We start from the raw sequence: 296 nt of genomic DNA on the forward strand, positions 1-296 counted from the left end.
GGTTTTAAGAAGAAGTCTTGCTTAATCGTATCATAATAGATTTTTGGCTCTTTGAGTGGTAAGGTGCCTTGCTCTGCTTTTACTTTTGGTCGAGTACTTGACTGAGCTAAATTCTCAAGAGCATCTGGTATCAAGTCCTGCTCTTTAAGCGCTTGACTAATCGCCTCTCGAATCAAGGTCATGAGTTCTTTTTCCTTGGAAATGCGAACTTCCTGCTTGGTCGGATGCACATTGACATCAGCAAGATAGGGGTCAATTTCTATAGAAATGACTGCCAGCGGAAAGCGTCCAATCAA

1 pseudogene is annotated in these 296 nt (G+C 42.2%); it reads right to left on the reverse strand.

Annotation, left to right across the window (positions count from 1 at the left end):
* Positions 1 to 296, reverse strand: a pseudogene (locus C1E99_RS12180) (DNA mismatch repair protein MutL); the annotation flags it as partial.

Origin of the sequence: Streptococcus suis (assembly GCF_002964045.1) — a bacterium.
Taxonomy (GTDB): Bacteria; Bacillota; Bacilli; order Lactobacillales; family Streptococcaceae; genus Streptococcus; species Streptococcus suis_U.